This window comes from Streptomyces sp. NPDC005761 (assembly GCF_040630635.1).
Classification (GTDB): Bacteria; Actinomycetota; Actinomycetes; order Streptomycetales; family Streptomycetaceae; genus Streptomyces.
The window spans coordinates 85,729-110,804 of record NZ_JBEXXX010000002.1 but is presented as its reverse complement, the minus strand read 5'-3'; the positions used below and the strand labels follow the sequence as shown (position 1 = coordinate 110,804).

Annotated in this window: 22 protein-coding genes and 1 tRNA gene; 13 read left to right on the top strand and 10 right to left on the bottom strand. The window is 68.3% G+C overall.

Annotation, left to right across the window (positions count from 1 at the left end; genetic code table 11):
- Positions 1 to 11 precede the first annotated feature (11 nt).
- Entirely contained in the window at positions 12 to 341 is a 330-nt protein-coding gene (gene trxA, locus ABZ434_RS02645) for a thioredoxin (protein WP_219569130.1), read from the top strand.
- Positions 342 to 416: 75 nt separating this feature from the next.
- Here the strand turns inward: trxA and ABZ434_RS02640 are convergent, their stop codons facing one another.
- From ABZ434_RS02640 to rpmH, 9 genes are all read right to left on the bottom strand, one after another.
- Positions 417 to 1,034: a GNAT family N-acetyltransferase gene (locus ABZ434_RS02640; RefSeq protein ID WP_359131571.1), complete on the bottom strand. Its 618-nt coding sequence runs from the start codon at positions 1,032 to 1,034 to the stop codon at positions 417 to 419.
- Positions 1,035 to 1,297: 263 nt separating this feature from the next.
- Positions 1,298 to 2,401, bottom strand: a complete 1,104-nt coding sequence (locus tag ABZ434_RS02635; RefSeq protein WP_359131569.1) for a ParB/RepB/Spo0J family partition protein — start codon at positions 2,399 to 2,401, stop codon at positions 1,298 to 1,300.
- On the bottom strand, positions 2,398 to 3,474 hold the full coding sequence (locus ABZ434_RS02630; RefSeq protein ID WP_359131872.1) for a ParA family protein: 1,077 nt from the start codon (positions 3,472 to 3,474) through the stop codon (positions 2,398 to 2,400). The genes ABZ434_RS02635 and ABZ434_RS02630 overlap by 4 nt, the downstream gene beginning before the upstream one ends.
- 291 nt (positions 3,475 to 3,765) lie before the next feature.
- Positions 3,766 to 4,482 (bottom strand): 16S rRNA (guanine(527)-N(7))-methyltransferase RsmG, encoded by a 717-nt coding sequence (rsmG, locus tag ABZ434_RS02625; protein WP_359131567.1) that lies wholly within the window; start codon positions 4,480 to 4,482, stop codon positions 3,766 to 3,768.
- Between the two features lie 108 nt (positions 4,483 to 4,590).
- Positions 4,591 to 5,100 (bottom strand): R3H domain-containing nucleic acid-binding protein, encoded by a 510-nt coding sequence (locus tag ABZ434_RS02620; protein ID WP_148019656.1) that lies wholly within the window; start codon positions 5,098 to 5,100, stop codon positions 4,591 to 4,593.
- Between the two features lie 14 nt (positions 5,101 to 5,114).
- The gene (gene yidC, locus ABZ434_RS02615; RefSeq protein ID WP_359131566.1) at positions 5,115 to 6,377 is read right to left on the bottom strand and encodes a membrane protein insertase YidC; all 1,263 of its coding nucleotides are present in this window, start codon (positions 6,375 to 6,377) and stop codon (positions 5,115 to 5,117) included.
- Between the two features lie 3 nt (positions 6,378 to 6,380).
- Entirely contained in the window at positions 6,381 to 6,740 is a 360-nt protein-coding gene (gene yidD, locus ABZ434_RS02610) for a membrane protein insertion efficiency factor YidD (RefSeq protein ID WP_359131565.1), read from the bottom strand.
- Positions 6,737 to 7,108, bottom strand: a complete 372-nt coding sequence (rnpA, locus tag ABZ434_RS02605; RefSeq protein ID WP_359131564.1) for a ribonuclease P protein component — start codon at positions 7,106 to 7,108, stop codon at positions 6,737 to 6,739. The genes yidD and rnpA overlap by 4 nt, the downstream gene beginning before the upstream one ends.
- A 21-nt stretch (positions 7,109 to 7,129) precedes the next feature.
- Positions 7,130 to 7,267: a 50S ribosomal protein L34 gene (gene rpmH, locus ABZ434_RS02600; protein WP_010985740.1), complete on the bottom strand. Its 138-nt coding sequence runs from the start codon at positions 7,265 to 7,267 to the stop codon at positions 7,130 to 7,132.
- Between the two features lie 380 nt (positions 7,268 to 7,647).
- Here rpmH and dnaA point away from each other — a divergent pair, with 380 nt between their 5' ends.
- From dnaA to ABZ434_RS02555, 9 genes are all read left to right on the top strand, one after another.
- A complete protein-coding gene (dnaA, locus tag ABZ434_RS02595; protein ID WP_359131563.1) occupies positions 7,648 to 9,450 on the top strand; it encodes a chromosomal replication initiator protein DnaA in 1,803 nt (600 codons plus the stop codon).
- A gap of 976 nt (positions 9,451 to 10,426) precedes the next feature.
- On the top strand, positions 10,427 to 11,557 hold the full coding sequence (dnaN, locus tag ABZ434_RS02590) for a DNA polymerase III subunit beta (RefSeq protein WP_148022051.1): 1,131 nt from the start codon (positions 10,427 to 10,429) through the stop codon (positions 11,555 to 11,557).
- A gap of 146 nt (positions 11,558 to 11,703) precedes the next feature.
- Positions 11,704 to 12,582, top strand: coding sequence for a phosphogluconate dehydrogenase (NAD(+)-dependent, decarboxylating) (gnd, locus tag ABZ434_RS02585; RefSeq protein WP_359131562.1), 879 nt, complete (start codon positions 11,704 to 11,706; stop codon positions 12,580 to 12,582).
- 86 nt (positions 12,583 to 12,668) lie between these two features.
- The gene (gene recF / locus ABZ434_RS02580) at positions 12,669 to 13,799 is read left to right on the top strand and encodes a DNA replication/repair protein RecF (RefSeq protein WP_359131560.1); all 1,131 of its coding nucleotides are present in this window, start codon (positions 12,669 to 12,671) and stop codon (positions 13,797 to 13,799) included.
- Entirely contained in the window at positions 13,796 to 14,344 is a 549-nt protein-coding gene (locus tag ABZ434_RS02575) for a DciA family protein (RefSeq protein WP_359131558.1), read from the top strand. The genes recF and ABZ434_RS02575 overlap by 4 nt, the downstream gene beginning before the upstream one ends.
- A 403-nt stretch (positions 14,345 to 14,747) precedes the next feature.
- Positions 14,748 to 16,853 (top strand): DNA topoisomerase (ATP-hydrolyzing) subunit B, encoded by a 2,106-nt coding sequence (gene gyrB / locus ABZ434_RS02570; protein WP_359131557.1) that lies wholly within the window; start codon positions 14,748 to 14,750, stop codon positions 16,851 to 16,853.
- Positions 16,854 to 16,899: 46 nt separating this feature from the next.
- Positions 16,900 to 19,563 carry a DNA gyrase subunit A gene (gyrA, locus tag ABZ434_RS02565; protein ID WP_359131555.1) on the top strand — a complete coding sequence of 888 codons (2,664 nt, stop codon included), beginning with the start codon at positions 16,900 to 16,902 and terminating at the stop codon, positions 19,561 to 19,563.
- A gap of 93 nt (positions 19,564 to 19,656) precedes the next feature.
- Positions 19,657 to 20,256 (top strand): DUF3566 domain-containing protein, encoded by a 600-nt coding sequence (locus ABZ434_RS02560; protein ID WP_359131554.1) that lies wholly within the window; start codon positions 19,657 to 19,659, stop codon positions 20,254 to 20,256.
- 76 nt (positions 20,257 to 20,332) lie between these two features.
- Positions 20,333 to 20,409 (top strand) — tRNA-Ile (locus tag ABZ434_RS02555).
- 429 nt (positions 20,410 to 20,838) lie between these two features.
- On the opposite strand, the gene ABZ434_RS02550 is transcribed toward ABZ434_RS02555, so the two are convergent.
- Positions 20,839 to 21,213, bottom strand: coding sequence for a DUF6344 domain-containing protein (locus ABZ434_RS02550; RefSeq protein ID WP_359131553.1), 375 nt, complete (start codon positions 21,211 to 21,213; stop codon positions 20,839 to 20,841).
- A 318-nt stretch (positions 21,214 to 21,531) separates the two neighbouring features.
- Between ABZ434_RS02550 and ABZ434_RS02545 the strand changes: the two genes are divergently transcribed.
- From ABZ434_RS02545 to ABZ434_RS02535, 3 genes are all read left to right on the top strand, one after another.
- Positions 21,532 to 21,666, top strand: a complete 135-nt coding sequence (locus ABZ434_RS02545; RefSeq protein ID WP_003958712.1) for a DLW-39 family protein — start codon at positions 21,532 to 21,534, stop codon at positions 21,664 to 21,666.
- A 150-nt stretch (positions 21,667 to 21,816) separates the two neighbouring features.
- Entirely contained in the window at positions 21,817 to 23,736 is a 1,920-nt protein-coding gene (locus tag ABZ434_RS02540; RefSeq protein WP_359131551.1) for a VWA domain-containing protein, read from the top strand.
- Positions 23,736 to 25,073, top strand: a complete 1,338-nt coding sequence (locus tag ABZ434_RS02535; RefSeq protein ID WP_359131550.1) for a hypothetical protein — start codon at positions 23,736 to 23,738, stop codon at positions 25,071 to 25,073. Before ABZ434_RS02540 ends, ABZ434_RS02535 begins: the two co-directional genes overlap by 1 nt.
- Positions 25,074 to 25,076: the final 3 nt, after the last annotated feature.

Here is a 25,076-nt window from a genome sequence, read left to right as displayed (position 1 = left end):
AGGAGGCCGCCGTGGCCGGCGCCCTGAAGAACGTGACCGACGACTCCTTCGATGAGGTCGTCCTGAAGAGCGACAAGCCCGTGCTGGTGGACTTCTGGGCTGCTTGGTGCGGCCCGTGCCGTCAGATCGCCCCCTCCCTGGAGGCCATCGCGGCCGAGCACGGCGAGATCGAGATCGTCAAGCTCAACATCGACGAGAACCCGGCCACCGCTGCCAAGTACGGCGTCATGTCCATCCCGACGCTGAACGTCTACCAGGGCGGCGAGGTCGCCAAGACCATCGTCGGCGCCAAGCCGAAGGCCGCGATTCTCCGCGACCTCGAAGGCTTCATCACTGAGTAAGGCACAGCTGTCGTACCGCTGTTTCACGTGAAACGGGCCCATCCTCGCGAGGATGGGCCCGTTTCACGTAGGTGCTCACAACGGCCGAAGCGCGGGTTCTTTCTGTACGGCCCCCAGCAACCGGTCCAGTGCCAGCTCGACGTCTTCCTTCCATGACAGCGTCGTGCGCAGCTCCAGCCTCAGCCGCGGATGCACCGGGTGCGGTCGTACGGTCTTGAAGCCCACCGCCAGCAGGTGTTCTGCGGGCAGCACACAGGCGGGTTCCTTCCACCGGGCGTCCCCGAAAGCCTCGATCGCCTTGAACCCCCGCTGTATCAGGTCCTTGGCCACCGTCTGCACCATGACCCGGCCCAGCCCCTGGCCCTGGTATCCCGGCAGGATCAAAGCCGTCATCAGCTGAACCGCGTCGGGGGAGACAGGACTTGTCGGGAAGGCCGTGGCTCTCGGCACATACGCGGGCGGGGCATAGAGGACGAAGCCGACCGGCACATCATCGACATAGACCACGCGGCCGCAGGACCCCCACTCCAGCAGGACGGCGGAGATCCAGGCCTCCTTCTCCGGCTCGGCTCTGCCCCCTTTGACTGCCGCGTCCCCCCTCACGGGGTCCAGCTCCCAGAACACACACGAGCGGCAGCGCTGAGGGAGATCGGACAGGTTGTCCAGCGTGAGCGGTACGAGCCGACGCCCCATGAAGGCTGTTCCTCACTTCCCTCACCCACCGCATCGCGCGACGGACGGTGCACTCCGGTCACGGAGGTGGATCAATTGGATGTGCCCTACCAGAACGCATCGTATCCACCAAGGGATCAAGCCGACACCGTGAAAGAGCAAAGGGCAGACAGCCCTGGCCTCGCCCCTTCCCTTCCCCGCTCCGCCGCCCTCTCCAGAAAGCACAAGGCGGGCTGTACTCCGTCATCCACCGGAGTGCAGCCCGCCTCTCACCAGCCGGAGCCTCAGCCCTCGTCGTCCTCGGCCGTCTCCTCGGAGGGAGCTCGGTCCAGAACTCGGCCCTCACCCGGCGCGAGACTGCCGAGGATGCGATCCAGATCCTCCATCGAGGCGAACTCGACGACGATCTTTCCCTTCTTCTGCCCGAGGTCGACCTTCACCCTGGTCTCGAACCGGTCGGACAGCCGGGACGCCAGGTCGGTCAGCGCCGGCGACAGCCGACCGCCGGCCCGGGGCCCCTTGGACTTCGCGGCCTTCTCGGGCCTGGAGCTCATGAGCGTCACGATCTCCTCGACCGCCCGCACGGAAAGTCCCTCGGCCACAATGCGATGCGCCAGCTTGTCCTGCTCATCGGAGTCGTCCACCGAGAGCAGCGCCCGCGCATGACCTGCGGACAGAACCCCGGCGGCCACCCTGCGCTGAACCGGCGGCGACAACCGCAGGAGACGCAAGGTGTTGGACACCTGCGGCCGCGACCGCCCGATCCGGTCGGCCAGCTGATCGTGGGTGCACTTGAAGTCCTTGAGCAGCTGGTCGTACGCAGCCGCCTCCTCCAAGGGGTTCAGCTGAGCCCGGTGGAGGTTCTCCAGAAGCGCGTCCAGAAGAAGCTTCTCGTCGTCCGTGGCCCGGACGATGGCAGGGATCTGCTTCAGATCAGCCTCACGGCAGGCCCTCCAGCGCCGCTCGCCCATGATGAGCTCGAAGCGACCGGATCCCGCCTGCCGCACGACGACGGGCTGGAGAAGACCGACCTCCTTGATGGAGGTGACCAGCTCGGCAAGCGCGTCCTCGTCGAACACGTCACGGGGCTGACGAGGGTTCGGCGTGATCGAGTCGATGGGCAGCTCGGCGAAGTACGCCCCCGCCACCTCTGCCGGACCACCGGTCCCGTCGGATACGGAGACCGGTGCGCTCGGCTCCGGCACCACAGCGCCGCCCGAGCCCAGGGTGGTCACCTTCGCGACGGCCACGCCCCGTTCGGACGTCAGCACCGGCGTCGTTCCAGGCGCTGACGCACCCATCCCAGCTGCCGGAATCTGCTTCTCCTGCGGAGCGGCGGGGATCAGGGCACCGAGCCCTCGCCCCAAACCTCTACGACGCTCACTCACTGGATCCCCTCCGAAGTATTCTGCTGGCTGTTCCGACTGCCCGTCTGGGCATGCTGCGCCTCGTACTGGACGCCGACCCCGCGCAGCGCGATCTCACGGGCCGCTTCGAGATATGACAGGGACCCGCTCGAACCCGGGTCGTAGGTCAGCACCGTCTGCCCGTAGCTCGGCGCCTCGGAGATCCGCACCGAGCGAGGAATGCTGGTACGCAGGACCTCCTTGCCGAAGTGGCTGCGCACCTCCTCCGCCACCTGTGAGGCGAGCCTGGTCCGGCCGTCGTACATGGTGAGCAGGATCGTCGACACATGGAGATCGGGATTGAGATGCCCCCGCACCAGGTCCACGTTTCGCAGCAGCTGCCCCAGCCCTTCCAGTGCGTAGTACTCGCACTGAATCGGGATCAGGACCTCCGCACCGGCCACCAGAGCGTTGACCGTCAGCAAGCCGAGCGAGGGCGGGCAGTCGATCAGAATGTAGTCGAGCGGCTGCTCGTACGCCTGAATCGCTCGCTGCAGTCGGCTCTCCCGCGCCACCAGCGACACCAGCTCGATCTCCGCACCGGCGAGATCGATGGTGGCCGGCGCACAGAAGAGACCTTCGACGTCCGGAACCGGCTGGACCACGTCGGCGAGCGGTTTGCTCTCCACCAGCACGTCGTAGATGGAGGGGACTTCGGCATGATGATCGATACCCAGAGCCGTTGAGGCGTTCCCCTGCGGGTCGAGGTCGACGACCAGTACACGTGCACCGTGCAGTGCAAGTGAGGCGGCAAGGTTGACCGTCGAGGTGGTCTTGCCCACCCCGCCCTTCTGGTTGGCCACCACCATGACCCGCGTCTGGTCAGGCCGCGGCAGCCCCTCGCCGGCACGGCCCAGGGCCTCCACCGCCAGCTGGGCCGCACGACCGATGGGTGTGTCATCCATCGGCGGCGGAGTTTCACGTGAAACACCGTCCCCCACCGATTCGGTTCGGGGACCGGGGACCGGATCGGTCATCGGTCCCGCGATGTTGGCGTCGGACCGCAAGGATTCACTCTCCTCGACTTCAGGCTCGCAATGAGCAGAGCCTGCCATGGTTTCGGGTTCGTGAACCAGCGAGGCCCGCTCTTCTGTGGATGAATCCACTTCTGTGGACAACTCCGTAGCCCTAACGGGCCTGCGATGGCGAGGGGCGGCGGCCGCACGACCGCGGCCGATGATTCCATGCAGCAGAGAGCGACGTTTCACGTGAAACACGATGCCCCTGCAGCGTAGCTACAGGGGCACGACACTCCGCGCGGGGTACGTACAGCTCCATGACCGCCACATCACCGAGATGCGGATCAAATGGTAGGTAACGGTCAGACGCTCAACGTAATCGCGTTCTCAGCGGCGACGACGTGTCCGGCTGACCCTCGCAGCCTTGGCGCGCTTTGCGGCGAACCTCACACCGCCGGGGCTCTCGCCCACCACCACGCGCACCACGGTGGACATCGGGTCGACGATGCCCTCGCCGACGTGGAGCACCTCGGTCTCCACGACGCCGAGCTTACTGAGGGCCGCCCGCGCGCCGTTGATCTCTTCCTCGGCGGTATCACCCTTGAGTGCCAGCATCTCCCCGTAGGGGCGGAGCAGGGGCACTCCCCAGCCCGCCAGGCGGTCCAGCGGGGCGACCGCCCGAGCCGTCACCACATGCACCGGCTGAAGCGACCCCAGAACTTCCTCTGCCCGGCCACGGACGACCGTCACATGCTCCAGCCCCAGCAGCTCGACGACCTCCTGAAGGAAGTTCGTGCGACGGAGCAACGGCTCAAGCAGGGTGATCTTCAGATCCGGGCGCACCAGCGCCAGCGGAATCCCCGGAAGACCGGCGCCCGACCCCACATCGCAGACCGTGACACCCTCGGGGACGACCTCGGAGAGCACCGCGCAGTTCAGCAGATGCCTCTCCCACAGACGCGGGACCTCGCGCGGACCGATCAACCCCCGCTTGACCCCCGCATCGGCCAGCAGTTCCGCGTACCGGACAGCCTCGGGAAAGCACTCACCGAACACCTCCCGGGCCTCGTCGGGCGCCTGGGGAAGCGCTACTTCCTCCGTCACGGGAACCGTCCTTCCATACCGCATTACCGCACCATGGGTGGCTGACTATCAGGCTGACAAAGATCGGCCCCGTCTGCGAACAGACGGGGCCGACAGGAGAGGATCCGGTCAGGCCGGAAGGACGACGACGAAGCGCTGCGGCTCCTCGCCCTCCGATTCGCTGCGCAGACCTGCGGCCGCGACCGCGTCGTGCACAACCTTGCGTTCGAACGGCGTCATCGGGTCGAGCTTCACCGGCTCACCGGTGCTCTTGACCTCGTCCGCGGCCTTGGCACCCAGCTCGGCGAGTTCCGTGCGCTTCTGGGCCCGGAAGCCGGCGATGTCCAGCATCAGACGGCTGCGGTCACCGGTCTCCCGGTGCACGGCCAGCCGCGTCAGCTCCTGGAGTGCCTCCAGCACCTCACCGTCGCGGCCCACGAGCTTCTGCAGTTCACGTGCCGATTCACTGATGATCGAGACCGCGGCCCGGTCCGCCTCGACGTCCATGTCGATGTCGCCGTCAAGGTCGGCGATGTCGAGCAGGCCCTCGAGGTAGTCCGCTGCGATCTCACCTTCCTGCTCGAGGCGGGTCAAGGTGTCGCTGCCCTCAGCGGCCGTGGAGGTGGTGCCTTCCGTCACGGATGGACTCCTTCTTACTTCTTGGACGGATGCTTGGGCCGCTGCGGGCCCTTGCGCTGTCCGGACTTGGCTTGGCGTGAGGAGCCGGAAGCGGGCTTGCCCGCCGGCTTGGACTTGTCGTCCTGCGGTTCGCTCTTCTGCAGGGAGGTCTTGGACTCGGACTCGCTGGAATCGGTGTCCTTGGTCCCGCTCGGGTGACCCGCGGTGGTCTGGCGCTTCGCCTTCGTCTGCCGCTTGGGCTGCTGGCGCCGCTGCGCGGCTCCGCCCTCGGCCTCGGCTACGGCGGTGTCGCTCTTGGCCACCGTGCCGTCCTCCTGGGGAGCGAGGCCCAGCTTGGCCAGCCCGGTGACGAACTTCCGCTCGATGTCATTGCGGTCCGGCCCCTTGGCCACGATGCGCTTGACCGTGTTGCGCCGGGTACGGCCCCGCACCTCACCGTGGGTGGTGACGCTCTTCAGGAGGCGCCCGAGGTACTGCTCCTGCGCCTTGCTGCCCGGGGTGGGGTTCTGGTTGATCACGTACATCTGCTGACCCATGGTCCAGACGTTCGTGGTGAGCCAGTAGACGAGGACACCGACGGGGAAGTTGATACCCATGACGGCGAAGATCAGGGGGAAGATGTACATGAGCATCTTCTGCTGCTGCATGTACGGCGTCTTGACCGTCAGGTCGACGTTCTTCGTCATCAGCTGGCGCTGCGTGAAGAACTGCGAGGCCGACATCATCACGATCATGACCGCGGTGACGACCCTGACGTCGGTCAGCGAGGCACCGAGCGCCTCGACCTTCTCGGCGCTGTCCATGAACTTCGCGGCCAGCGGAGCACCGAAGATGTGGGCCTGACGAGCGCTGTCCAGCAGCGACTGGTCGATGACACCGATCTTCTTGTTCGACGCGATGGCCGAGAGCACGTGGTACAGGGCGAAGAAGAACGGCGACTGCGCCAGGATGGGAAGGCACGAGGACAACGGGTTGGTACCCGTCTCCTTGTACAGCTTCATCATCTCTTCGGACTGGCGCTGCTTGTCGCTCTTGTAGCGCTCCTGGATCGCCTTCATCTTCGGCTGGAGCACCTGCATGTTCCGCGTCGACTTGATCTGCTTGACGAACAGCGGGATCAGACAGATACGGATCAGCACCACGAGGGACACGATGGAAAGACCCCAGGCCCATCCTGTGTCAGGGCCGAAGATCGCCCCGTACAACTTGTGGAACTGGACGATGACCCAGGAAACGGGCCACGTGATGAAGCTGAACAGACTGGCAATCGTGTCCACTAATCAGGCTCCTTGAGCATTGGGCGAAGTCTCTGCGGCCGAGCCCGGGAGGTCGGTGGCCGACTTCCCGGAAGGCACATCAGCGGCGGAGTCCCCGCCCTTGTTGCCACGTACGGCACTACGCAGCAGTTCGTGCCAACGCGGACGTTTGCGTGGTGGAACGTGATCCACGCCGCCGGGTGACCACGGATTGCATCGCAGGATGCGCCACGCTGTCAGCGCCGTTCCCTTGATCGCTCCGTGCCGGTCGATCGCCGTATATCCATAGTGGGAACACGACGGGTAGTAACGGCAGACAGGCCCGAGAAGTGGGCTGATCGTCCACTGGTACAGCTTGATGAGAGCCAGCAGCGGGTACTTCATCGCGCGCCCCCTCCCAGCAGCCGCTGAAAGGCGGCATCCAGGTCTCGGGCCAGCTGTTCATGGTCGGCGTCACCCGAGCCGGGCAACGCGCGTACGACAACCAGGCTACCGGGGGGCAGCAGGGCCAGCCGTTCGCGGACCAGATGGCGAAGCCTTCGCTTCACCGCTGTGCGGACGACCGCACCACCCACTGCTTTGCTGACAACGAAACCCGCACGCGGCGGGGGAGCAGTCTCCCCAGTCACGTGCGGGTCCGTTGCACCGCTGCGTAGATGAACGACGAGTAGAGGGCGACCGGCCCTGCGTCCTCGTCGTACTGCGGTCGCGAAGTCCTCGCGCCGCCTCAGCCGATTCTCGGTAGGCAGCACGTCATGACGACCTGTACGCGATCAGGCGGACAGGCTGGCGCGGCCCTTGCCACGGCGGGACGCGAGGATCGCGCGGCCGGCACGGGTCCGCATACGCAGGCGGAAACCGTGGGTCTTCGCGCGACGACGGTTGTTCGGCTGGAAGGTGCGCTTGCTCACTCGGGGGCTCCAGAAATGATTCGTGTGTTGGCGGGACATCGCCTGGCTGTCACCGTGCGCCCACGAGAGACTCGCGTAAACGCCCTAGTGCACCGCTTCACAATCACAGATCGTGATCTTTGCCCATCGGAGGCAGGCGGCAGCAGCCATCGACAACTCGACCTGGTCACGGTACGCGCGGCTACGCCATCCGGTCAAACCGACCCTGTCGGACCCCCCATTGTGCACAGCCTGTGGACAACGACTTGAACCGCATGGGTCGGCCCGCCTACCGTGGCTGAACTCCGGTTCTTTTTCTTCCCGCCTGCCGGTCCTCACCCAACCCGACCCATACGTCCCGAGAACCACACATTCGTGGGACCAGCGAGAGAGCGTGCCTTGTGGCTGACGTACCTGCCGATCTTGCCGCAGTGTGGCCACGAGTGCTGGAGCAACTCCTCGGGGAGGGGCAGCAGGGCATCGAGCCGAAGGACAAGCAGTGGATCGAGCGCTGTCAGCCGCTCGCCCTCGTCGCCGACACCGCGCTGCTCGCCGTCCCCAATGAATGGGGCAAGCGCGTCCTGGAGGGCCGGCTCGCCCCGCTCATCAGCGAGACACTGAGTCGCGAGTGCGGACGGACCATCCGGATCGCGATCACGGTCGACGACTCCGCGGGCGAACCCCCGAACCCGCCGGCACCCCCGATGCACCAGTCCCAGCAGCCGCAGCAGCACCGCTACCAGGGACCTCAGCACGACGAGGGCCGGCACAGCGACGCCTATGACGGATACGGCCACCGCCCCTCGGACGACGGAATGCCGACGGCCCGGCCCGCCTACCCCGACTACCAGCAGCAACGTCCCGAACCCGGCGCCTGGCCGCGCACCCAGGACGATCTCTCCTGGCAGCAGCCCCGGCTCGGCGGCTTCCAGGACCGCGAACCGTCCGCCGAGCAGTGGCGCGAGCCGTACGGCGGCGGCCGCCCCCAGCAGCAGCCGCAGCACGACTACCGTCCGCAGCCTCCCGAGCGCCAGGGGTACGAGCCCCAGCGCCCCGAGCGCCACGACATGCAGGAGCCGCAGCGCCGGCAGGGCGCCGGTACCGGGCGGCCCGGCGGCGGCACCGGTCCGATGGGGGCGCAACCCTCACCCGCGCCCGGCCCCGGCGAACCGCACGCCCGGCTGAACCCGAAGTACCTCTTCGACACCTTCGTCATCGGCGCCTCGAACCGGTTCGCGCACGCCGCGGCCGTCGCTGTCGCCGAAGCGCCCGCGAAGGCGTACAACCCCCTCTTCATCTACGGGGAGTCGGGGCTCGGCAAGACCCACCTGCTGCATGCCATCGGTCACTACGCCCGCAGTCTCTATCCGGGCACCCGGGTGCGGTACGTGAGCTCGGAGGAGTTCACCAACGAGTTCATCAACTCGATCCGCGACGGCAAGGGCGACACCTTCCGCAAGCGGTACCGCGACGTCGACATCCTGCTGGTCGACGACATCCAGTTCCTGGCGAGCAAGGAGTCGACGCAGGAGGAGTTCTTCCACACCTTCAACACGCTCCACAACGCCAACAAGCAGATCGTGCTGTCCTCGGACCGTCCGCCCAAGCAGTTGGTGACTCTGGAGGACCGGCTGCGGAATCGATTCGAGTGGGGCCTGACCACCGATGTGCAGCCTCCGGAGCTGGAGACGCGCATCGCGATCCTGCGGAAGAAGGCGGTACAGGAGCAGCTCAACGCTCCGCCGGAGGTCCTGGAGTTCATCGCCTCCCGGATCTCCCGCAACATCCGTGAGCTGGAGGGCGCGCTCATCCGGGTCACGGCCTTCGCCAGCCTCAACCGTCAGCCGGTGGACCTCGGGCTGACGGAGATCGTGCTGAAGGACCTGATCCCCGGCGGCGAGGACTCGGCTCCGGAGATCACGGCGACGGCCATCATGGCGGCGACCGCGGACTACTTCGGGCTGACGGTGGAGGACCTCTGCGGATCCTCGCGCAGCCGCGTGCTGGTGACGGCGCGCCAGATCGCCATGTACCTGTGCCGCGAGCTGACGGATCTGTCGCTGCCCAAGATCGGTGCGCAGTTCGGCGGCCGGGACCATACGACGGTGATGCACGCCGACCGTAAGATCCGCGCGCTGATGGCGGAGCGGCGCTCCATCTACAACCAGGTCACCGAACTCACCAACCGCATCAAGAACGGCTGACGGCACCGCCGTAGGCCCACGCGCTACGGCACCGCCGTAGGCCCACGCACGCAGCCGAAGGGCGCTGTGCGGACTCGTCAGGAGTCCGCACAGCGCCCTTCCCCGTTCCCCGTGAGGCCGCTCCGCAACCCCTGCGCGGAGCGATGGAGGGTGCTCGCACGACTGTGGAAGGGCGCTCACGAGGGCTTTCGGCCCACGGCTCTGTTCGAATACGCCCGAGGACACGGCTGTTCTCCACAGATCTGGGGAGAATTTTCCCTCCACAGCCTGGGGATCCAAAAGTTGTCCATACTGCTTCCACAGGCGCGGCAGCCGATACCCCATCAGGCCAGCTCAGGGGCCTGGGGATTTGTGGTCAACAATGATCCACAGGCTGTGGACAAGTTTTTCGTCCACAGGGGGCCGCCGACGTTGTCCACCGACGGCCCACAGGCCGGCGGCCGTTTTCCCCAGGACGGGCCGGCTTCTCCACACCGCTGTCCACTGTTCGGCAACGCAACACCCGCTTTCACCGCACCGAGTGAAAGGCGTCACACCAAGAGGGTCGGTTGGGCTGTGGGGAACGTGGGTAAAGCTGGGGACAGCCCTGGGGAGAAACCCCCCTGCCCTGTGCATCGGGTGTGCACAACTTTCGGGTGTCCACAGAAACACCGGGTTGTCCACCGGTGCCACCCACAGGGTCGGTGGACAAAAAACCGGGCCTGACCTGGGAAAACGACGTTATCCACCGTTTCCACAGGCCCTACTACTACTGCCACCTATAGTTAGCCCGGAATCCGCTTCGAAGTGGGGCCTGTGCACAACTCGGCGCCGGAGCTCTCCGAACCTCTTGTCGCGACTTGACCCCGAGCAGCACCGAGTGTCGGTGCCGTACGTCAGACTGGTCCCCGGCGACCTCCCCCCGGCATCGGTGGAGCGACCCGACCAGACGACGAAGGCCAGCAGGGCGAGCGAGCAACAGCAGGAGGCGGTTCCGGTGAAGATCCGGGTGGAGCGCGATGTACTCGCGGAGGCTGTGGCCTGGGTGGCCCGTAGCCTCCCGGCCCGTCCGCCGGCGCCCGTTCTCGCGGGCCTTCTGCTGAAGGCTGAGGACGGCGCCCTCAGCTTCTCGAGCTTCGACTACGAGGTCTCGGCCCGGGTCTCGGTGGATGCCGAGATCGAGGAGGACGGCACGGTGCTCGTCTCCGGCCGGCTGCTCGCCGACATCTGCCGTGCCCTGCCCAACCGGCCGGTGGAGATTTCCACAGACGGTGTACGGGCGACGGTCGCCTGCGGATCCTCGCGGTTCACACTCCACACCCTTCCTGTGGAGGAGTACCCCGCACTTCCCCAGATGCCGACCGCGACCGGCACCGTGCCCGGCGAGGTCTTCGCCTCCGCGGCCGCCCAGGTCGCCATCGCCGCGGGCCGCGACGACACGCTGCCCGTCCTCACCGGTGTGCGGATCGAGATCGAGGGCGACACGGTCACCCTGGCCTCCACCGACCGCTACCGCTTCGCGGTCCGCGAGTTCCTCTGGAAGCCGGAGAACGCCGACGCCTCCGCCGTCGCGCTGGTGCCGGCCAAGACGCTCCTGGACACCGCCAAGGCGCTGACCAGCGGTGACACCGTCACGCTCGCCCTGTCGGGCTCCGGCGCGGGTGAAGGCCTCATCGGCTTCGAGGGCGCGGGCCGGCGGACGACGACCCGACTGCTCGAAGGTGACCTGCCGAAGTACCGCACGCTCTTCCCCACCGAGTTCAACTCGGTCGCGGTCATCGAGACGGCGCCGTTCGTCGAGGCCGTCAAGCGCGTGGCCCTGGTGGCCGAGCGGAACACCCCGGTGCGGCTCAGCTTCGAGCAGGGCGTCCTGATCCTCGAAGCGGGTTCCAGCGACGATGCACAGGCTGTGGAGCGCGTCGACTCCGTGCTGGAGGGCGACGACATCTCCATCGCCTTCAACCCGACGTTCCTGCTCGACGGCCTGAGCGCCATCGACTCGCCGGTCGCCCAGCTGTCCTTCACGACGTCCACCAAGCCCGCGCTGCTCAGTGGCCGGCCTGCCGTGGACGCCGAGGCGGACGATGCGTACAAGTACCTGATCATGCCGGTCCGCCTCTCCGGCTGATCCGGTCACCGGTCCTGCCGACGCTGCGACAGCGTGGCAGGGCCCGACGGGCATGTTCAGCGCCGAGCATGCCCGGCGTCCTGTCCCCTGCCGGGCGTAGGCTCGGACCTTGGGTACGAATCGGCACAACGCTTAAGGAATCTCTGATGGAGCTCGGTCTCGTCGGCCTCGGCAAGATGGGCGGCAACATGCGCGAGCGCATCCGCCGCGCTGGCCACACCGTCATCGGTTACGACCGCAACCCGGACGTCGCCGATGTCCACAGCCTCGAAGAGCTTGTGGGCAAGCTGAAGGGCCCCCGCGTCGTGTGGGTCATGGTCCCGGCCGGTGCCGCGACCCAGTCGACGATCGACGAGCTGGCCGAGCTGCTCTCGCCCGGCGACATCGTCGTCGACGGCGGGAACTCCCGCTGGACGGACGACGAGAAGCACGCGGTCGAGCTGGGAATCAAGGGCATCGGCTTCGTCGACTGCGGAGTCTCCGGCGGCGTCTGGGGCCTGGAGAACGGCTACGCGCTGATGTACGGCGGCGACGCCGGGCACGTCGCGAAGGTCCAGCCGGTGTTCGACGCGCTGAAGCCCGAGGGCCAGTTCGGTTCCGTCCACGCGGGCAAGGTCGGCGCCGGCCACTTCGCGAAGATGGTTCACAACGGCATCGAGTACGCCATGATGCAGGCCTACGCCGAGGGTTGGGAGCTCCTGGAGAAGGTCGACTCCGTCACCGACGTGCGCGAGGTCTTCCGCTCCTGGCAGGAGGGCACGGTCATCCGTTCCTGGCTGCTCGACCTGGCGGTCAACGCTCTGGACGACGACGAGCACCTGGACCAGCTCCGTGGCTTCGCCGCCGACTCCGGTGAGGGCCGCTGGACTGTGGAGGCGGCGATCGACAACGCCGTGCCGCTGCCCGCGATCACCGCGTCGCTCTTCGCGCGCTTCGCCTCCCGCCAGGACGACTCCCCGCAGATGAAGATGATCGCCGCGCTGCGCAACCAGTTCGGCGGCCACGCGGTCGAGAACAAGAAGTAGCCGCAGCGGAGCGCGGGCCGGGGCCGGACGGTCCGCCCCGCACTTACGAAGCACGGAGCAGGAAGCCGGGAAGGTCGGCGTACACCATGCATGTCACGCATCTGTCGCTGGCCGACTTCCGCTCGTACGCCCGGGTCGAGGTGCCTCTCGACCCGGGCGTCACCGCGTTCGTGGGGGCCAACGGCCAGGGCAAGACCAACCTCGTCGAGGCCGTCGGCTATCTCGCGACGCTCGGCAGCCACCGCGTCTCCTCCGACGCTCCCCTGGTGCGCATGGGGGCCGACAGAGCCGTCATCAGAGCGGCCGTCACCCAGGGCGAGCGGTCCCAGCTGGTCGAGCTGGAGCTGAATCCGGGCAAGGCCAACCGGGCCAGGATCAACAGGTCGTCGCAGGTCAGGCCCCGGGACGTGCTGGGGATAGTGCGCACGGTGCTGTTCGCGCCCGAGGACCTGGCGCTGGTCAAGGGCGACCCGGGTGAGCGTCGGCGGTTCCTCGACGAGCTGGTCACGGCCCGTTCGCCGCGGATGGCCGGAGTGCGCTCCGACTACGAGCGGGTGCTGAAACAGCGCAACACGCTGCTGAAGTCCGCGGCGATGGCACGCCGGCACGGCGGGCGTTCCATGGATCTGTCGACACTCGACGTGTGGGACCAGCATCTGGGCCGGGTGGGCGCCGAGCTGCTGGCACAGCGGCTGGATCTGATCGCGACACTGCAGCCCCTGGCCGACAAGGCGTACGCGGACGTGGCGCCGGGCGGCGGCCCGGTGACGCTGGATTACCGCAGCTCGGTGGGCCCGGAGGTGGAGCCCGCACGGACGCGCGAGGAGCTGTACGCGCAACTCATCGCGGCCCTTGCCGACGTGCGCAAACAGGAGATCGAGCGGGGCGTCACCCTGGTCGGCCCGCACCGTGACGACCTGGTCCTCGGCCTGCGCGGGATGCCGGCGAAGGGGTACGCGAGCCATGGGGAGTCCTGGTCGTACGCGCTGGCCCTGCGGCTGGCCTCGTACGACCTGCTGCGCTCCGAGGGCAACGAACCGGTGCTGGTGCTGGACGACGTCTTCGCCGAGCTGGACGCGCGGCGCCGGGAGCGGCTGGCCGAGCTGGTGGCCCCCGGCGAGCAGGTGCTGGTGACGGCCGCGGTGGACGACGACGTCCCCGGGGTGCTCGCGGGCGCGAGGTACGCGGTGTCGGCCGGCGAGGTGGAGCGGCTGTGAACGGCGACGGAGACGGCAAGGACCCGGCGAAGCAGCCGGAGCCCTCGGGAATCGACCTGGCGCGGGTGGCCCTGCGCGCGGCGAAGGAGCAGGCCAAGGCGCGCGGCGCCGCCGCGCAGCAGAAGAAGCAGGCGCGGCGGGGCGGCGGGCTGCGTTCCGGCGCGCGCGCGGACGGCCGGGACCCGCTGCCGCTGGGCGCCGCGATCAATCGTCTGATCACCGAGCGCGGCTGGGAGACGCCGGCTGCGGTGGGCGGTGTGATGGGCCGCTGGCCGCAGATCGTGGGTGACGATCTGGCCAATCACTGTGTGCCGTTGCGCTACGACGAGGACCCCGACGAGCGGGTGCTGACGGTGCAGTGCGACTCGACGGCGTGGGCGACGCAGCTGAGACTGCTGGCACCGCAGCTCGTGGCCCGGCTCAACGCGGATCTGGGGCACGGCACCGTCAGATTGATCAAGGTGCTGGGGCCGGGAGGCCCGCAGCGCAGATACGGTCCGCTGCGCGCGCCGGGGAGCACCGGCCCCGGCGACACCTACGGCTGACCCTTTCTGACCTGCTCTTCTTCCCCCGGCCGACGACGGTCTCGGTCCTGCACGCGCGAAGCGCGGTGCATGGGGTGCCCCTGTTGTCACCGATGACCGAGATGCCCCTGTCGTGCGGGTGCGTGGTGGTTGCAACCGTACGGCTGCGAGCAGGTGTCCCTCACCGTAGCGGGAGGCTGACAGGCCGAAGCGCTCAATGCCCGTGTGAGCCTCTTGAGGCCCCTTCCCGGATATGGGGAGTCGTCAGGCGCTCATTCAGGGCGGCACATGCGGACTCAGGTACCGGCAAACCCCCATTCGGGTCGGCGCTACCGGTAGACTGGTGGACAATCCCGCGTCCATGCGGGATTCGTCGATACAAGCCGAACGACGCAGCCGCTCCCGCCTGCCCGGAGAACGGCCTGTGCTGTGCCAGAAAGGGCGCTTCGTGGCCGATTCCGGCAACCCCAACGAGAACATTCCGTCCAACCCCGGTGAGAGCGGCGCTGCTCCCGCATCGGCCGAGCCGAAGGCCTCGGGTGAGGTGAAAGCCTCGTACGACGCCAGCGCGATCACCGTGCTCGAGGGTCTGGACGCGGTCCGCAAGCGACCTGGCATGTACATCGGCTCGACCGGTGAGCGCGGTCTCCACCACCTCGTGCAAGAGGTTGTCGACAACTCGGTCGACGAGGCCATGGCCGGGCACGCGGACACCATCGACGTCACGATCCTGCCCGACGGCGGGGTGCGTGTGATCGACAACGGCCGTGGCATCCCGGTCGGCATCGTGCCGTCCGAGGGCAAGCCCGCCGTCGAGGTAGTCCTCACGGTGCTGCACGCCGGCGGCAAGTTCGGAGGCGGCGGTTACGCGGTCTCCGGCGGTCTGCACGGCGTCGGTGTATCCGTCGTCAACGCCCTGTCCACACGCGTGGCCGTCGAGGTCAAGACGGACGGCTACCGCTGGACCCAGGACTACAAGTTCGGCGTCCCGACGGCCCCCCTGGCCCGTAACGAGGCCACCGACGAGACGGGCACGACCGTCAGCTTCTGGGCGGACGGGGACATCTTCGAGACGACCGAGTACTCCTTCGAGACGCTCTCGCGCCGCTTCCAGGAGATGGCCTTCCTCAACAAGGGCCTCACCCTCAAGCTCACCGACGAGCGGGAGTCGGCGAAGGCGACGGTCGGCGCGGACAGCGCCGAGGCGGTCGACGTTCCCGAGGACGAGCCGGCCCGGACGGTCACGTACCACTACGAAAACGGCATCGTCGACTTCGTGAAGTACCTGAACTCCCGCAAGGGCGATGTCATCCACCAGTCGGTGATCGACATCGAGGCCGAGGACAAGGACCGTCTCCTCTCGGCCGAGATCGCCATGCAGTGGAACACGCAGTACAGCGAAGGTGTCTACTCCTTCGCCAACGCGATCCACACGCACGAGGGCGGTACGCACGAGGAGGGCTTCCGTGCGGCCCTGACCTCGCTGGTCAACCGGTACGCGCGTGACAAGAAGCTGCTGCGCGAGAAGGACGACAACCTCACCGGTGAGGACGTCCGCGAGGGTCTGACCGCGATCATCTCGGTGAAGCTGGGCGAGCCGCAGTTCGAGGGCCAGACGAAGACCAAGCTGGGCAACACGGAGGCCAAGACCTTCGTGCAGAAGGTCGTCCACGAGCAGCTGACGGACTGGTTCGACCGGAACCCCAACGAGGCCGCCGACATCATCCGCAAGGGCATCGCCGCCTCGACCGCCCGCGTGGCGGCCCGCAAGGCGCGTGACCTGACCCGTCGCAAGGGGCTCCTGGAGAGCGCCTCGCTGCCGGGCAAGCTGAGCGACTGTCAGTCGAACGACCCGACGAAGTGCGAGATCTTCATCGTCGAGGGTGACTCCGCCGGTGGTTCGGCGAAGTCCGGCCGGAACCCGATGTACCAGGCCATCCTGCCGATCCGCGGCAAGATCCTGAACGTCGAGAAGGCCCGGATCGACAAGATCCTGCAGAACACCGAGGTCCAGGCGCTGATCTCGGCCTTCGGCACCGGGGTCCACGAGGACTTCGACATCGAGAAGCTCCGCTATCACAAGATCATTCTGATGGCGGACGCCGACGTCGACGGCCAGCACATCAACACCCTGCTGCTGACCTTCCTCTTCCGCTTCATGCGACCGCTGGTCGAGGCCGGGCACGTCTACCTCTCGCGCCCGCCGCTCTACAAGATCAAGTGGGGCCGGGACGACTTCGAGTACGCGTACTCGGACCGCGAGCGCGACGCCCTCGTGGCACTCGGCAAGCAGAACGGCAAGCGGATCAAGGAAGACTCGATCCAGCGCTTCAAGGGTCTCGGTGAGATGAACGCCGAGGAACTGCGTGTCACGACGATGGACGTCGACCACCGTGTGCTCGGCCAGGTCACGCTCGACGACGCGGCGCAGGCCGACGACCTGTTCTCGGTGCTGATGGGTGAGGACGTCGAGGCGCGGCGCTCGTTCATCCAGCGCAACGCCAAGGACGTCCGCTTCCTCGACATCTGAGTCGGCCGTACAAGCAAGCTGCCGCGCGAAAGGACTTTGACCAGCAATGGCCGACGAGAACACCCCTGCCCCCGTGACGCCCGAAGAGGTCCCGCCCGTCGAGGGTGTGGGCATGCGTGTCGAGCCCGTCGGGCTCGAGACGGAGATGCAGCGCTCCTACCTCGACTACGCGATGTCCGTCATCGTGTCGCGTGCCCTGCCCGACGTGCGGGACGGCCTCAAGCCCGTCCACCGCCGGGTGCTGTACGCGATGTACGACGGTGGCTACCGGCCCGAGAAGGGCTTCTACAAGTGCGCCCGCGTCGTCGGTGACGTCATGGGTACGTACCACCCGCACGGCGACTCCTCGATCTACGACGCCCTGGTGCGTCTGGCGCAGCACTGGTCGATGCGCATGCCGCTGGTGGACTCCAACGGCAACTTCGGTTCCCCGGGCAACGACCCGGCCGCCGCCATGCGGTACACCGAGTGCAAGATGATGCCGCTGTCCATGGAGATGGTGCGGGACATCGACGAGGAGACCGTCGATTTCAAGGACAACTACGACGGCCGCAACCAGGAGCCGGTGGTCCTGCCGGCCCGCTTCCCGAACCTGCTGATCAACGGCTCGGCGGGCATCGCGGTCGGTATGGCGACCAACATCCCGCCGCACAACCTCCGCGAGGTCGCGGCCGGTGCGCAGTGGTACCTGGAGCACCCCGAGGCGTCGTCCGAGGAGCTCCTGGACGCCCTGCTGGAGCGCATCAAGGGCCCGGACTTCCCGACGGGCGCGCTCGTCGTGGGCCGCAAGGGCATCGAGGAGGCGTACCGCACCGGCCGTGGCTCGATCACGATGCGCGCGGTCGTGGCGGTCGAGGAGATCCAGAACCGCCAGTGCCTGGTCGTGACGGAACTTCCGTACCAGACCAACCCCGACAACCTCGCGCAGAAGATCGCCGACCTGGTGAAGGACGGCAAGGTCGGCGGCATCGCGGACGTCCGTGACGAGACCTCGTCGCGTACGGGCCAGCGCCTGGTCGTCGTGCTGAAGCGGGACGCGGTCGCCAAGGTCGTGCTGAACAACCTGTACAAGCACACCGATCTGCAGACCAACTTCGGCGCCAACATGCTGGCGCTGGTGGACGGGGTGCCGCGCACCCTGTCGATCGACGCGTTCATCCGCCACTGGGTGACGCACCAGATCGAGGTCATCGTCCGGCGTACGAAGTTCCGGCTGCGCAAGGCGGAGGAGCGCGCGCACATCCTGCGCGGCCTGCTCAAGGCCCTGGACGCCATCGACGAGGTCATCGCCCTCATCCGGCGCAGCAACACGGTGGAGATCGCGCGCGAGGGCCTGATGGGCCTCCTGGAGATCGACGAGATCCAGGCGAACGCGATCCTGGAGATGCAGCTGCGCCGGCTGGCCGCGCTGGAGCACCAGAAGATCACCGCAGAGCACGACGAGCTCCAGGCGAAGATCAACGAGTACAACGCGATCCTCGCCTCGCCCGAGCGGCAGCGGCAGATCGTCAGCGAGGAGCTGGCGGCGATCGTCGACAAGTTCGGCGACGACCGGCGCTCCAAGCTGGTGCCCTTCGACGGTGACATGTCCATCGAGGACCTGATCGCCGAGGAGGACATCGTCGTCACGATCTCCCGCAGCGGTTACGTGAAGCGCACGAAGACGGACGACTACCGCTCGCAGAAGCGCGGCGGCAAGGGCGTGCGCGGCACGAAGCTGAGGGAAGACGACATCGTCGACCACTTCTTCGTGTCGACGACGCACCACTGGCTGCTGTTCTTCACCAACAAGGGCCGGGTCTACCGGGCGAAGGCCTACGAGCTCCCGGACGCCGGCCGTGACGCCCGCGGCCAGCACGTGGCGAACCTGCTGGCCTTCCAGCCGGACGAGCAGATCGCGCAGATCCTGGCGATCCGCGACTACGACGCCGCGCCGTACCTGATCCTGGCCACGAAGGGCGGTCTGGTGAAGAAGACCGCGCTGAAGGACTACGACTCGCCGCGTTCCGGCGGCGTCATCGCCATCAACCTGCGCGAGACCGCCGACGGCTCCGACGACGAGCTGATCGGTGCGGAGCTGGTCTCGTCCGAGGACGATCTGCTGCTCATCAGCAGGAAGGCCCAGTCCATCAGGTTCACTGCGACGGACGACGCGCTGCGCCCGATGGGCCGCGCCACATCGGGTGTCAAGGGCATGAGTTTCCGCGAGGGAGACGAACTGCTCTCGATGAATGTCGTCAGGCCCGGTACTTTCGTGTTCACTGCCACTGACGGCGGGTACGCGAAGCGGACCCCCGTCGACGAGTACCGCGTCCAGGGTCGCGGTGGCCTCGGCATCAAGGCCGCCAAGATCGTGGAGGACCGGGGCTCGCTGGTCGGTGCGCTGGTGGTCGAGGAGACGGACGAGATTCTCGCCATCACGCTCGGCGGTGGTGTGATTCGTACGCGAGTCAATGAAGTCAGGGAGACGGGCCGTGACACCATGGGCGTCCAACTGATCAATCTGGGCAAGCGAGACGCCGTTGTCGGTATCGCGCGCAACGCCGAGGCAGGTCGCGAGGCCGAAGAGGTCGACGGGACCGATGACGCCGAAGGCGAGTCGGCCGAGGCAGTGACAGCGGAGGCCACCACGGCCGAGGCGGCTGCCGAGAGCACGGTCGACGGCACAGTCGAGGGCAACACGTCCTCGACCGGGGAGCACGAGGAGTAGAGCGTGAGTGGAGCCACGGGCGCCGGTTCGGCCGCTTCCGAAGCCGGCGGGAACGGCGCCCGTGGCCCTGCCACGGACTCCCAAGGGGGCACTGTGACGGATACCCGGGGCCCTCAGCCCCAGTACGAGGGTTACGCGACCGGGCCGTTGCCCGGTGAGCGGGAACCCGCACCGGGCCAGGCGGGCCCGTACCACCCGCCGCAGGCCTATCCCTCGCCTCCGGGCGGGACCCAGGGCGGCGGCCGGTCCTACGGCGGGCAGCAGGGCGCAGGAACGGCCCAGGCGACCCGAAGGCCGCGGACGGGGGCGCGGACGACTCCGCGTACCCGCAAGGCGCGTCTGCGGGTGGCCAAGGCGGATCCGTGGTCGGTGATGAAGGTCAGCTTCCTGCTCTCCATCGCCCTCGGTATCTGCACGGTGGTCGCGTCGGCGGTGCTGTGGATGGTCATGGACGCGATGGGCGTCTTCGAGACCGTCGGCGGCACCATCAGCGAGGCGACCGGCTCCAACGAGGGCAACGGCTTCGATCTGCAGTCGTTCCTTTCGCTGCCGCGGGTGCTGATCTTCACCTCGGTCATCGCCGTGATCGACGTGGTGCTGGCCACCGCGCTGGCGACGCTGGGCTCCTTCATCTACAACCTGTCGGCCGGCTTCGTGGGCGGTGTCGAGCTGACGCTCGCCGAGGACGAGTAGCGGCGGCGGTATCGATTTTGGGACTGGCCCCGACGTGCGCTAATCTTCTGAAGTCAGCGCGACACAAAAGCGCGGCGGGGCTATAGCTCAGTTGGTTAGAGCGCATCCCTGATAAGGATGAGGCCACAGGTTCAAATCCTGTTAGCCCCACCAGCACGAAGACCCCTCACCGGTAACGGTGGGGGGTCTTTGTCGTAGACCCGAGGTGTCACGAACTCCGGCCGGAGCCGGGCGGGGCCGTGGCGGGTCCAGCAGGCCTTGTGCACGAGGGCCGTGGCGCCTGTCCCTGATCCCCTGTGGATCCCAGTCGGGTGTGCCGGTGCGGCGGCGGCGGCACGGGACGAAGCGGAACGGAACGGAACGTGAGTCTGCCCGCCGCCGTGCGCGGGAACGGCGCCGGTGCGCGGGAACGCCGAGGGTCTGTGCCGCGACGACCCCGGCCACCTACGGCGCGGCGACGGGCCACCGCCCGGAGGGCACCGGATACGGGGCGCGGTGTGCGGCGTGACGTCGGCGGGGCATGAAGAAGGCCCCTGCCGGGGATTCCGGTCCAGGGGCCTCGCGTTGTCAGGCGCGGTGCGCTCAGGGTGGCAGGGGGACCCCGTCCTGGGCCTGTGCGTTGCCGAGGGCGGTGCGGGCGCCGTGCGGGGCGCGGGCGGTGTCGGCGGTGTCAGGGGCGAGCTGCCGGGTGGCGGGTGAGGACCCGTGTGCCTCGGCGCGGATGCGCTGCTTCATCGTGGGAGGCAGCGCCCGGTCACGCGGGAGGGTCCATCGCACCGAAGGGGCGTTCGGAGTTGCGGCGGTCGCGGCCCTGTGCTCGTGGCTCGTCGTCGCCGGCTCCGTGACCGTGGCTTCCGTGGCCGCCGCGGTGGAGCTTGCGAGGCCCAGCGACGCGAGGAGTGCGAAGAACGCGGTGATGAAGGCGGTCCAGATGCTCTTGGCCTTGAAGCTGCTCATGGCCCCTCACTTTCAGGTGGTCCGGTTTGCTTACCTTTCTGATGATGTGGATCCGGCTCGCGATTTCGTGGACCGACGTCGCCGATATGCCGTTCTTCAGATGAACACCACTCGTATGGTGCAACCGGTCCCGAGATGCGGTGTCCGGCCGCCCTCGCGGGGTGCTGTCGGCGTCGTCGGCCACCGCTGCACGAACCGGCGGTGATCGCTCGCCGGCAGGCGCCAGTTGGGTTGCGGGGAGGTCACCGGTCGATATCGGCCGATGTGTATAGTCGGGCAGCAGAACTCCCCAATGCCAAGGAAAGACGAGGTAGCGCGGTGAAGAAGCTTCTCCTGGTCGCACTGGCCGCCATCGGCGGGCTCCTCGTGTACCGCCAGATCCAGGCGGATCGCGCCGAGCAGGATCTGTGGACGGAGGCGACTGACTCCGTGCCCGCAGGTTCGGGTGTGTGAGACAGAACAGCCTGTCGCGAGCCCCGGTCGCTGATGCGACCGGGGCTTCGTGCTGTTGCGGGACCGTGACGCCTGTGCTCTTGAGTTCCCTCAAGCAAATCATTAAGTTGCTTGAGCAAAGAAGCCGGGGTTTCGGTCGAGGGGGCACGGGTGAAGGCACGGAGGCAGCACCGCACCGTACGGGCGGGCGCATTGATCGGCGGGGCGCTGTTCGCCCTGGTGGCAGCCGCACTGCCGGCGTCGGCCGGTCCCCGGGCGGCCCCTGACGCACCGCGCGCGACGGGCGGGAGCGGCAGTCTGGTCATGGTGCTCGACTCGTCCGGATCCATGGGGGACGACGACGGCACGGGGCGCACCCGGATGGAGAGTGCCCGAGCGGCGGTCGGCACGGTCGTGGACGGCCTCCCCGACGGCCATCCGACCGGGCTGCGCGTGTACGGCGCCGATCACCCGCGGGGCTGTGCCGACACCCGGCTCGTGCGCCCGGTGCGCGCACTCGACCGGGCGGCGCTGAAGCAGGCGGTCGCGGCCGTACGTCCCCGAGGGGACACCCCCATCGGTCTGTCGCTCCGGAAGGCGGCGCAGGACCTGCCGGAGCCCGCGGGCGGCGCCATCGGTACCCGCACGATCCTGCTGATCTCCGACGGCGAGGACAACTGCGGTACGCCACGGCCCTGCGAGGTTGCCGAGCGGCTCGGCAGGGAAGGGGCCGGCCTGCGGATCGACGCCGTCGGCTTCCAGGTGAAGGGCGCGGCGCGCGAGCAGCTGGAGTGCATCGCGCACGCGGGCAACGGCCGCTACTACGACGCCCCGGACGCCAAGGCCCTGGCCCGTCAGCTCCAGCGGGCCTCCCAGCTCTCCGTCGACGCCTACCGCCTGAGGGGTGAGCGGGTGGCGGGCACGGCCACCGCGGGCGGGGCGCCCGTCCTCGCACCCGGGCAGTATCTGGACACCATCGGGCCGGGCGAGAAGCGGTACTACGCGGTCGCTCTGGACTCCGTGTCCACGGCGGACTTCGCGGCGACGGCGGTGCCGCAGCCGGGGGCGGCCGTGGACACGTTCGACGCCCTGAGCACCCGGATCGAGTACGACGAGCACGGCTCCTGCGGGACGCACACCGCGCGCTTCCTGCAGAAGGAGGGGGCCGTCCCGCTCACGTCGGCGGTCGCCCGCATCCGTTCGAAGGAGGGCGGCCGCACCTGCGACCGGGCCGGCCGGTACCGGCTGGTGGTCGAGCGGGAGAGCAAGCAGGGCTCCGACGCCGCGCGTTGGCCCATCGAGCTCGTGTACGGGACCGAGGCGCCGCTGACGAAGGACGTGACGCCCGCCCAGTCGCTCACGGAGTACGGCCGGGGCGGCAAGGACGCCGTGCTGCCCGCGGGCGATCCCCGTGACGTACGGGGCGGCACCGGGTTCAACGACGCCGAGACGATCGGCCGGGGTGTGTGGCGCGACCGGATCCTGCCGGCCCAGACCCTCTGGTACAAGGTTCCGGCCGGCTGGGGCCAGCAGGTGCGCTACGACGTGGAGTTCGCCAACGAGCCCACGGTGGGCCGCACCACGGCGACGTACTCGTACGGCTCCACACAGCTGTACACCCCGGCCCGCCACCCGCTCACCGGAGGCGGTGAGTTCCACCCGAGCGCGATGTACAGCGGACGTCCTTCCGCGGTCGCGATGGGCGGGGTCCCGGTCGCCTGGACCAACCGCTACGAGGACCGTACCGATGTCCAGCCGGTGCACGCGCGAGGCGGCTTCTACATCTCGGTGACGCTGGGCGCGCAGGCCGCGGAGATCGCGGAGAACCCGCAGATCGGTCTGGTGCTGCGGGTGTCGGTGCTCGGCGACGAACGGAGCGGTCCGGAGCACGGTGCCCCCGCGGCCGTGCCGGACGGGGACAAGACGGGCGACTCGATCGCGTCCGCAGACAGCAGTGGGGCGCGAGGGGCAGGATGGACCGGCATCGCGGCTGCTGCCGGGGCTGCCGTCATGGCCGCGCTGGTCGCCGTGTTCGTATATGTACGCAGCCGTCGCGGGGACGCCGCACGGAAGACGAGGGGAAGCGCGTGATGAGGCAGCGCAGCAGGGGCCGGGTGACGCTGGCCGCGATCGCGGCGATGTGCGCGGTGACGGCGCTGCCGGGAGCGGCGCACGCGGACGGCGCCACGGGCGCCTACACCTTTGACCCGGGTGCCGAGGCGGTGACCGGCGCCGAGGTGAACACCGACGCGGAGGCGCTCAAGGCCGGTTCGGTCTACAAGAGTTCGATCAAGGCCGGTCAGAAGCTCTACTACCGACTGAATCTCGACGCGACGACGAACGCGTACGTCTCCGCCGTCGCCGTGCCCGAGGCCGGCGGCAAGGTGGCCTACGGGGACGGTGTCACTGTGAGCCTCAGGAGTTCCTCGGATCTGCAGTGCAGTACCGAGGACGCCCGGTTCGAGTCCGCGGAGTACCCGCGACCGATCGCCGCGTACGCCTACCGGGTCGTGGCGAAGGACAGCAGCACCTGCCAGGGGCCCGGCACGTACTACGTCCTCGTCGAACGGGAGAGCAAGGCCACCTCGGGGCCGGGGGACTGGGAGCTGGAACTGCGGTACGCGTCGGAGCCGGGGCTCGCCGATGACGCCGCGATGCCGACCGAGGCGCCGGAGGACTGGCCGTCCGCCTCGCCCGCGCCGCCCACGCAGGCCACCGACAACCGCAGGCAGGGCGGGGCCGGTTACTACGACGCCACGAGCCTGGAGACCGGTGAGTGGAAGGACGGTATCGCGCCGGGGCAGACCCTCTTCTACCGGGTTCCGGTGGACTGGGGGCAGCAGATCTTCGCGACGGCCGGCCTCGGCAACAGCACCGCCTCCGACGAGTACATCAGCGGCGCGCTCGCGATGTCCCTGGACAACCCGGCCCTCGGCCACGTCGACGACGTGTCGCCCATGGCGTACTCGGGCAAGCCGGCCTCCGTCTCCCTGGACCCGGTGCCCCCGGTCGCGTACCGGAACAGGTTCGATCCGAGCAGCAGCGTCAGCGCCATGCGTTTCGCGGGCTGGTACTACCTGTCCGTCACGCTGAGCCCGGAGGTCGCCGAGGACTACGGCGACAAACCGTTCCCGCTGACGCTGTCGGTCAAGGTCGTGGGCAAGGCCGAGGGGACTCCGTACGCGGGTGACGCCGGGATCTTCGCGGTCACGGAGAAGGACAAGGACCTGGCCGAACGCGGCCAGAGCGGGCCGCAGGCGGCCGAGAGCGAGAGCGACACGATGAAGCTGGTCGGAGCCGCCGGGATCGGCGCGGGTGCCGTGCTGGTCCTCGCGCTGGGCGTGTGGACGCTGCTCGCGCGGCGGCGCGCGGCCACCACCGCCGGCGGCGGTCAGCCCCCGTACGGAGGGCCGCCGCAGGCCTGGTAGCGG

What these genes read in the sequence shown, in the direction of transcription:
- ABZ434_RS02640 (WP_359131571.1), bottom strand. Translation starts at nt 1,034, where the DNA reads ATGGGGCGTCGGCTCGTACCGCTCACGCTGGACAACCTGTCCGATCTC.
- ABZ434_RS02630 (WP_359131872.1), bottom strand. Translation starts at nt 3,474, where the DNA reads ATGGCAGGCTCTGCTCATTGCGAGCCTGAAGTCGAGGAGAGTGAATCC.
- yidD (WP_359131565.1), bottom strand. Translation starts at nt 6,740, where the DNA reads ATGAAGTACCCGCTGCTGGCTCTCATCAAGCTGTACCAGTGGACGATC.
- gnd (WP_359131562.1), top strand. Translation starts at nt 11,704, where the DNA reads ATGGAGCTCGGTCTCGTCGGCCTCGGCAAGATGGGCGGCAACATGCGC.
- recF (WP_359131560.1), top strand. Translation starts at nt 12,669, where the DNA reads ATGCATGTCACGCATCTGTCGCTGGCCGACTTCCGCTCGTACGCCCGG.
- gyrA (WP_359131555.1), top strand. Translation starts at nt 16,900, where the DNA reads ATGGCCGACGAGAACACCCCTGCCCCCGTGACGCCCGAAGAGGTCCCG.
- ABZ434_RS02550 (WP_359131553.1), bottom strand. Translation starts at nt 21,213, where the DNA reads ATGAGCAGCTTCAAGGCCAAGAGCATCTGGACCGCCTTCATCACCGCG.
- ABZ434_RS02535 (WP_359131550.1), top strand. Translation starts at nt 23,736, where the DNA reads ATGAGGCAGCGCAGCAGGGGCCGGGTGACGCTGGCCGCGATCGCGGCG.